At 69.2% G+C, this 8713-nt stretch carries 7 protein-coding genes; 2 read left to right on the forward strand and 5 right to left on the reverse strand.

The genetic code is table 11. From position 1 onward, the window contains the following. Nucleotides 1-98: 98 nt before the first annotated feature. The 5 genes from aceE to ACHFFZ_RS03510 all read right to left on the reverse strand — a co-directional run bounded on the left by aceE (nucleotide 99) and on the right by ACHFFZ_RS03510 (nucleotide 6371). Nucleotides 99-2864, reverse strand: coding sequence for a pyruvate dehydrogenase (acetyl-transferring), homodimeric type (gene aceE, locus ACHFFZ_RS03490; RefSeq protein WP_394275275.1), 2766 nt, complete (start codon nucleotides 2862-2864; stop codon nucleotides 99-101). A 154-nt stretch (nucleotides 2865-3018) separates the two neighbouring features. Continuing rightward, nucleotides 3019-3864, reverse strand: a complete 846-nt coding sequence (locus ACHFFZ_RS03495; RefSeq protein ID WP_394275276.1) for a sulfurtransferase — start codon at nucleotides 3862-3864, stop codon at nucleotides 3019-3021. Next, a complete protein-coding gene (locus tag ACHFFZ_RS03500) occupies nucleotides 3861-4538 on the reverse strand; it encodes a thymidine kinase (RefSeq protein ID WP_394275277.1) in 678 nt (225 codons plus the stop codon). Before ACHFFZ_RS03500 ends, ACHFFZ_RS03495 begins: the two co-directional genes overlap by 4 nt. A gap of 37 nt (nucleotides 4539-4575) precedes the next feature. After that, on the reverse strand, nucleotides 4576-5742 hold the full coding sequence (locus ACHFFZ_RS03505) for an alkaline phosphatase family protein (protein WP_394275278.1): 1167 nt from the start codon (nucleotides 5740-5742) through the stop codon (nucleotides 4576-4578). After that, a complete protein-coding gene (locus ACHFFZ_RS03510) occupies nucleotides 5739-6371 on the reverse strand; it encodes a DUF5998 family protein (protein ID WP_394275279.1) in 633 nt (210 codons plus the stop codon). Before ACHFFZ_RS03510 ends, ACHFFZ_RS03505 begins: the two co-directional genes overlap by 4 nt. Between ACHFFZ_RS03510 and ACHFFZ_RS03515 the strand changes: the two genes are divergently transcribed. Together ACHFFZ_RS03515 and ACHFFZ_RS03520 are read left to right on the forward strand one after the other, a co-directional pair. Further along, the gene (locus tag ACHFFZ_RS03515) at nucleotides 6370-7455 is read left to right on the forward strand and encodes an App1 family protein (RefSeq protein ID WP_394275280.1); all 1086 of its coding nucleotides are present in this window, start codon (nucleotides 6370-6372) and stop codon (nucleotides 7453-7455) included. The genes ACHFFZ_RS03510 and ACHFFZ_RS03515 overlap by 2 nt on opposite strands. A gap of 236 nt (nucleotides 7456-7691) precedes the next feature. Then, the coding region (locus ACHFFZ_RS03520; RefSeq protein ID WP_394275281.1) for a DNA gyrase subunit A at nucleotides 7692-8713 on the forward strand (1022 nt) is incomplete at its 3' end.

Raw genomic sequence — 8713 nt, forward strand, 5'->3', positions numbered from 1 at the left:
GACCCCGCGATCCCCCGCGCGGGCGCACGGGGCGGGAAGACGACGGTGCGCGCCCCCTCGCAGGGACGCGCACCGTCAGGAGCCGTTCAACCGGTGGCTCAGGCGTCGCCGCCCGCATTGCCGGAGGTGCCGGCATTGACGTCGAGCAGGTTGTACTTCTCGGCAGCCTTCAGCGGCCAGTCAGCAGGAACCTCTCCCTTGGCGGCCAGCAGCTGCAGCGCACGCACCGCCATCGACGGGCCGTCGATGTGGAAGAAGCGACGGGAAGCCTGGCGAGTGTCGGAGAAGCCGAAGCCGTCGGCACCCAGGCTGGCGAAGTCGCCCGGGACCCAGTTGGAGATCTGGTCCTGGACGGCACGCATGTAGTCGCTCACCGCGATGACGGGACCGGGACGGTCCTGCAGCTTCTGCGTCACATAGGGAACGCGGGCCTCTTCCTCGGGGTGCAGGAAGTTGTGCTCGTCGGCCGCCAGGCCGTCGCGGCGCAGCTCGCCCCAGCTGGTGACGCTCCAGACATCGGCCACCACGCCGAAGTCCTTCTTGAGCAGCTCCTGCGCCTCCAGCGCCCACGGCACGCCCACGCCCGAGGCGAGCAGCTGCGCGCGGCGTGCATCCTGGCCCACGCCCTCGAAGCTGCCCTCCTTGAGCAGGTACATGCCCTTGACGATGCCCTCGGCGTCGACGCCCTCCGGCTCCTTCGGCTGCACGATCGGCTCGTTGTAGACCGTCAGGTAATAGATGACGTCCTCGGGCTTGTCGCCGTACATGCGACGCAGGCCGTCCTTGACGATGTGCGCGATCTCGTAGGAGTAGGCCGGGTCATAGCTCACGACCGCCGGGTTGGTGGCGGCCAGCAGCGGGCTGTGGCCGTCCATGTGCTGCGTGCCCTCGCCGGTCAGCGTGGTGCGGCCGGCGGTGGCGCCCACCAGGAAGCCGCGGCCGAGCTGGTCGGCCACCGCCCACATGGAGTCACCGGTGCGCTGGAAGCCGAACATCGAGTAGAAGATGTAGATCGGCACCATCGGCACGCCGTGGGTCGAGTAGGAGGTGGCGGCCGCGGTGAAGGCAGCCATCGACCCGGCCTCGTTGATGCCCAGGTGCAGGATCTGGCCGTTGGTGGCCTCGCGGTAGCTGAGCATCAGCTCGTGGTCCACCGGCGTGTAGTTCTGCCCGTGCGGGTTGTAGATCTTGATCGTCGGGAAGAACGAGTCCATGCCGAAGGTGCGGGCCTCGTCGGGGATGATCGGCACGACGTGCGGAGCGAAATCCTTGTCGCGCATCAGGTCCTTGAGCAGTCGCACGAAGGCCATGGTGGTGGCGATCTGCTGGTTGCCCGAGCCCTTCTTGACGCCGGCATAGGACTTCTCCTCCGGCAGCTTCAGCTCCTTCTTCGGCGTGCTGCGACGCTCCGGCACGAAGCCACCCAGCTCGCGACGGCGCTCCAGCATGTACTTGATGCGCTTGTCCTCGGGACCGGGGTTCACATAGGGCGGCTGGTAGGGGTCGGCCTCCAGCTGCTCGTCGGTGATCGGCATCTGCAGGCGGTCGCGGAAGCCCTTGAGGTCGTCCAGCGCCATCTTCTTCATCTGGTGGGTCGCATTGCGGCCTGCGAAGTGGGTGCCGAGGAAGTAGCCCTTGATGGTCTGGGCCAGGATCACGGTCGGGGCGCCGGTGAACTCGCTGGCGCTCTTGTAGGCCGCGTAGACCTTCTGGTAGTCGTGGCCGCCGCGCTTGAGGTTCCAGATGTCCTCGTCGGACCAGTCGGCCACCATGGCGGCGGTGCGCGGGTCCTTGTTGAAGAAGTGCTCACGCACATAGGCGCCGTCATTGGCCTTGAAGGTCTGGTAGTCACCGTCGGGGGTGGTGTTCATCAGGTTGACCAGCGCGCCATCGGAGTCGTTGGCCAGCAGCGGGTCCCAGCCACGGCCCCAGATGACCTTGATGACATTCCAGCCGGCGCCGCGGAAGAAGGCCTCCAGCTCCTGGATGATCTTCCCGTTGCCGCGCACCGGGCCGTCGAGGCGCTGCAGGTTGCAGTTGACCACGAAGGTGAGGTTGTCGAGCTCCTCATTGGCCGCCCACTGCAGTGCACCGCGCGACTCGACCTCGTCCATCTCGCCATCGCCCAGGAAGGCCCAGACCTGCTGCTGCGAGGTGTCCTTCAGGCCGCGGTTGTGCAGGTAGCGGTTGAACTGCGCCTGGTAGATGGCATTCATCGGGCCGAGGCCCATGCTCACCGTCGGGAACTGCCAGAAGTCCGGCAGCTGGTGGGGGTGCGGGTAGCTCGGGAGCGCCCGGATCTTGCCGTCGACGATGTGGCTCTTCTCCTGGCGGAAGCCGTCCAGGTCGGCCTCGTCCAGGCGGCCCTCGAGGAAGGCGCGGGCGTACATGCCGGGGCTGGCGTGGCCCTGGAAGAAGATCTGGTCGCCACCGCCGGGGTGGTCCTGTCCGCGCCAGAAGTGGTTCAGACCGACCTCGTAGAGGGTGGCGGCCGAGGCATAGGAGGCGATGTGGCCGCCGACGCCGATGCCGGGGCGCTGTGCGCGGTGCACCATGACTGCGGCATTCCAGCGCAGCAGCCGACGGTAGCCGCGCTCCAGCTCCTCGTCACCGGGGTAGGCGGGCTCCTGCTGTGGCGGGATGGTGTTCACATAGTCCGTGCTGGTCAGCGACGGCACGCCGATCTGGCGCTCCCGGGCGCGCTCCAGCAACTTCAACATCACGTAGCGGGCACGGTTGCGGCCCTGCGCGTCGATGATGCCGTCCAGCGACTCCAGCCACTCCGCTGTCTCCGCAGTGTCGGCGTCCGGCAGGTTGGTCGGCAGGCCATTGATGATGGGGCCGGGTTCCTCGCGTGGGATCACGCTGCGTCCTTTCTCGTCACTGGGCTCGGGCCACGAGGCCTTGCGCCTCAGTTCATTGTCCACCCGCTGCGTCGGAATTGCCACAGCGGGGGCCTTGTCAAAGCCTAGGTCCGGGGCGGTGCCGCTGGGCGGCACGGGTACTGCTCCCAGTCTGTCACGTTCCGGTCCGAATCGGCCTGTCGGGATCGCTGATCCACTCTGACCACGACCCGGCATGGAGCACCAGTCCATCCAGGCCGATGCTCGAGGCGGCCAGTACCACCTGGCTGGCAGTCAGTCCCGAACCACAGCTGAGCACGTCGCCCGCCTGGGCCGGGGCGAGGACCTCGCGCAGCTGCTCCGGCATCCCGAAGCCTCCCTGGGCTCCGGCCAGCAGGCTGGCGGGCAGGTTGCGTGCGCCGGGGATGTGGCCGGCGAGGGGATCGATCGGCTCGAGCTCGCCGCGGAAGCGTTGCGGGGCGCGCACGTCGAAGAGCTGGTGCCCGCGGGCCTGCAGGTCCGGCAGCGCATCGGAGCCCACCACCGGCAGGTGCCCGGGAACGGCGGTGAAGCTGCCCGCACCAGAGGGAGGTTCGACTGTCGTGAGCCCGCCCCCGGCCCGCCGCCAGGCCTCCATGCCACCGTCCAGGACGAGCACCTGCTGGTGGCCGTGGTGGCGCAACAGCCACCACAGGCGCGCCGCGGCCAGGTTGTTGCCCTGGTCGAGGGCCACCACGACACTGTTCTGCTCGATCCCGCAGCGTCGCATCACCGCCTCGAAGTCGGTTGCCTCCGGCAGCGGGTGGCGTCCGCGTCGCCCGTCACCCACGGGCCCGGACAGCTCGGTCTCGACGTCGACGAAGTGGGCCCCGGGAATGTGCCCGGCACGGTACTGCTCGCGCCCCCAAGCGGGCGCGCCAAGCTGGTGGCGAACGTCGACCACCACGGTCTTTGGGTCCTCGCGCAGCACTGCCAACTGGGCCGCGTCGACCAGCGGCCCTCGCCCCACCAGCGGGCTCATGGCTGCTGCCCTGCCTCGCCGGAGTCCTCGAAGGGCAGCGGCTCGTGGTGGGACTCGTGGCCTGAGCGCAGCTTGGTGAGCCGCGCCCGGTGGTGGCGGCGGCACAGGACCTCGTAGCGGAGGCTGGCGCGCGAGTCGGGGTCGCTGCCGATGTCACCGACGGCCACCTGGTCTCCCTCCACCACCATCACGCCGTCGATGGTGCGGGCATTGTGCGTGGCCCGGCGGCCGCACCAGCACAGTGGCTGCACCTGCAGCATCTCCATCCGGTCGGCCAGCTCCACCAGTCGCTTGGAGCCGGGGAACATCTGGGTGCGGAAGTCCGACAGGATCCCGAAGGCGAAGACGTCGATGTCCAGCTCGTCGACGATGCGGGCCAGCTCGTCGACCTGCTCGGGCAGGAAGAACTGGGTCTCGTCGCAGATCACGTAGTCCAGGCGTCCCCCGCAGGTCAGGTGGGCCACGACGTGATCCATGAAGCTGAACTGGTCATCCACCTCGATCGCCTGCCGGGAAAGCCCGATCCGGCTGGTGATGACCGCCTCGCCGGCCCGGTCGAAGCGGGTGAACAGCTGCCCCACGCGGTCGTGCGAGCTCTGGGTGTAGTCCATCTGCAGGGCCAGGGTGGACTTGCCACAGTCCATCGGACCGGTGAAGAAGACCAGTTCGGCCACGGGATTCTCCTCTGGGATGGTGTCGGTGCGGCTGGGGTCACCAGCTGGCGGGATGGTCGACGAGCAGGGGCACCTGCAGCTCGGCCGGGGTCAGCGAGCCGTGCTGGCCCACCAGCTCCATCTCGCCCGGCAGGGCACGGGTCATCACGGCCCAGTCCTGGCGCATCGCCACCAGCACATCGCCGAAACGACCCGCCAGGGCGGGATCGAGCGGCCCGAACCAGCCCTCGGCGACGGCCTGTTCCCGGGTGCGGACCACGGCACGCTCCTGCAACTCGTCCTGCCAGGTGTCGGCGACCTTGTCCGGCGAAGCCGTCCACAGCTGACGCATCCGCCCCTCGCCGGCCAGCAGGTCCACTGCGCGCAGCATCCGGGGATGGTCCTCGACCACCACGTGGCGTTCGGCCGGGACGTCGACCATCCCGTGGTCACCGGTGACCAGCAGGCAGACATCGTCGTCGAGGGCCTCGCGCAGCCGGCCGGCCAGCCGGTCGGCGCCAGCCAGGGCCTGGAGCCACTGGGGCGAGGCAACGCCCTTGCCGTGGCCGGTGTGGTCCAGCTGGCGCTCGTAGACGTAGACCAGGCTATGATCACCGCGGCGGCTGGACTCGACGACCGTGTGGACCCGGGCCTCGACCTGTGCCTCGGGATGGCCGACGAAGTCCGCGCCCCGCAGGGCCGACGTGGTCAAGCCCGAGTTCTCGAAGTGTGCCGGACCGGTGGAGGTGACGGCGACGCCCGCGTCCGCCATCCGTTGCAGCATCGTGGGGCGTGGCTGGAAGCCCGCGACGTCCTGGGGCCCTCCCTCCCAGGTCAGCGCATTCATGGCCCGGTGGGTGCCCGGGCAGCGGAAGGAGTAGCCGGCCATGCCATGCCGTCCCGGCGGCAGTCCGGTGCCCAGGCAGGTGATGGAGGTGGCCGTCGTCGACGGCACGCCACTGGTCAGGGCCGTCGCGTCGCCGTAGACCTCGGCGAAGTACTCGGTGTGCTGAAGGCTTCGGCGCAGCAGCGCATCGCCCAGCCCGTCGACCAGCAGCAGCACATAGCGCTGGGCCGAGGGCAGTGACAGGTTGTCGTACTCGCATCCGGGCACGCCCAGGTGGGCACCGATCGAGGGCAACAGGTCGGCCAGGGTGGAGCTGCCGTAGCGGGGCAGCAGCAGGTCTGCCGGCAGATCGGGCTCGCCCGTCGGCGAAGGGCTCATCGGACGCATCCCGTGCGTCGTTGGAGGCTGGTGGCGAAGTCGACCAGCCGGCGCACCTGTTCGGACCCGTCGGCTGCCTGGCTCATCCGCACCGTGATGTCGTCGCCCACCAGGGTTCCGGTGTAGCCGTGGTCGGCGTCGCAGCTGGGGTCGCCACAGCCGGCGGGCTCGAGGTCGAGCCGGCGCATCGTGCCCCAGGCGACGGTCAGCCAGGTCTCCTCCACCTGGGAGGACGCGGTTCCATAGCTCTGCGGGGAGGACACGACGCGGGACAGGGCCACCTGGGTCACCTCGGACAGCGCCATCGCCTCGCTCGAGGTGACCGCGCACCCGGGAGCGGCGGGACGCCCCAGCGCGTCGGTGGCCGGCCCGTCGTCGGTGTGCACCACCAGCAGGCGGGTCTGCGTGGTGACCAGCACCGTCACGTGGCGATGGATCTCCTCCCCGGCAAAAGTCGCCTCGTGGTGCACGAGGTGGGTCTGGACCTGCTCGTCACCCAACGCGAGGGCGACCGAGTCGGCGACGAATTCCGGGAAGTAGCCGCAGTCGTCGATCTCTTGCGTCAGCGCGGCGGGCAACAGGGAGGCATTCACCCTCGCATCGTCCCATGTCGGTACAGTTCGACGCATGTCGACCAGACCCTTCCTGGGTGCCAGGGCCGAGGAGGCCCTGCGGCGCCACGTGAACAAGCGCCTCACCTCGCGGGGCTGGCGGCCCTCCGTGATCCCCTTCGTGGGCTACGGGACCACCGACCACATCAGGGTGCTGGCCAGGGTGGTGCTGCGCAGCCGCGAGCCCCAGTCCCACCTGGGCATGGCCACCGAGTCCTTCCTGCAGCAACGGGGCTGGCGCAACTTCTTCACCGCCCCGGCACCGCGTGCCCAGGTGCAGGTGCGGTTGGACGGCTCCCGGGTGGACGTGCAGGCCGACCGCGGTGGCTATGTGGACGTGCGGCTGCGCATACAAGGCCTCTCCTCCGGCGTGCACGACGTCGAGGTGGTCACCGAGGACGGGGCGGTCAGCCTGGTGCCGGTGACGGTGGTGCCCAGTGAGGAGACCTTCGGCCTGGTCAGCGACCTCGACGACACCGTCATCTCCACCTCCCTGCCCCGTCTGTTCATCGCGGCCTGGAACTCCTTCGTGGTCACCGAGGAGGGACGTCGTGCCATCCCCGGCATGGCACGGATGTACCAGCAGATGCTGGCCGACCACCCCACTGCACCGGTCATCTACGTCTCCACCGGCGCCTGGAACACCCACGCCTTCCTCAACCGCTTCCTGGAGCGCCACGGCTTCCCGCGCGGGGCGATGTTGCTGACCGACTGGGGACCCACCAACACCGGCTGGTTCCGCAGCGGTCCCGACCACAAGCGACAGTCGCTGCGCGAACTGGCCCGCGACTTCCCCAATGTCCGTTGGGTGCTGGTGGGTGACGACGGCCAGCACGACCCCGCCCTCTACGGCGAGTTCGCCGAGCTGCAGCCCGACCGGGTGCGGGCGATCGCGATCCGCCAGCTGTCCATGGCCGAGCAGGTGCTGGCCCACGGCTCCACCACCGTCCTGGCCGACGACGACCACGTCACCTGGAGCCCCGAGCGGGCCCCCGAGGTGCGCGCCCCCAATGGTGACGAGCTGTGGCCGCTGCTGCGCGAGGCCCTGGACGAGGTCGACGGGTGCGGGCCGAAGGACCAGGAGCGTCCGCAACACGGCTGAGCCGCCGACCCGCACGCGGTCCTGTCCCCTCCCGTGGGTGGAGGGCAGTAGTCTTCACGACGCGAGGAAGCGCGCCCTGGACGGACGCGCCCTGGGTCTGCCGCCGCGGGCCCCCGCCACGCACCCCAGCACCTAGTGAGGAGCAGTACGCCTTGGCACCCAGGAGCAGCCGATCGGTCGAGGAGCCCGAGGAGGACTTCACCGAGCGGATCACCGACATCGACGTCACCAGCGAGATGGAGACGAGCTTCCTCGAGTACGCCTACTCGGTGATCTACTCGCGCGCCCTGCCCGATGCCCGTGACGGGCTCAAACCGGTGCAGCGTCGCATCCTCTACTCGATGGAGGAGATGGCCATCCGGCCCGACAGGTCGCACGTCAAGAGCGCCCGCGTGGTGGGCGAGGTGATGGGCAAACTGCACCCGCACGGCGATACCGCCATCTACGACGCCCTGGTGCGCACCGCCCAGGCCTGGTCGATGCGGCTGCCCCTGACCGACGGCCACGGCAACTTCGGCTCCCTCGACGCCGGCCCGGCCGCCATGCGCTACACCGAGTGCCGGATGGCGCCCTCGGCACTGGCGATGACCGCCGGCCTGGACGAGGACACCGTCGACTTCAAGCCCAACTACGACGGCAAGCAGACCGAGCCCTCGGTGATGCCGGCGGCCTTCCCCAATCTGCTGGTCAACGGCGCCACGGGCATCGCGGTGGGCATGGCCACGAACATGGCCCCGCACAACCTCGGCGAGGTGGTGCAGGGGCTGCGCCACCTGATCAAGCATCCCGATGCCGACCTCGACGAGCTGATGCGCTTCATCCCCGGGCCGGACCTGCCCACCGGCGGCAAGGTGATCGGTCTGGACGGCATCCGCGATGCCTACGAGACCGGCCGCGGCTCCTTCAAGATCCGCGCGACCACGCGCATCGAGAAGGTAAGCCCCCGCCGCATGGGCATCGTCGTGACCGAACTGCCGTACATGGTGGGGCCCGAGCGGATCATCGAGCAGATCAAGAAGGGCGTCCAGGACAAGAAGCTCACCGGCATCGCCGACGTCAAGGACCTCACGGACCTGCAACACGGCATGCGCCTGGTCATCGAGGTCAAGAACGGCATCAACCCGGATGCGCTGCTCGAGCAGTTGTTCCGCGCCACCAAGCTCGAGGACACCTTCGCCATCAACGCCGTCGCCCTGGTCGACGGCCAGCCGCGCACCATGACGCTCAAGGAGATGCTCGAGGTCTACCTCGACAGAAT

Source organism: Luteococcus sp. (genome assembly GCF_043424415.1).
Taxonomy (GTDB): Bacteria; Actinomycetota; Actinomycetes; order Propionibacteriales; family Propionibacteriaceae; genus Luteococcus.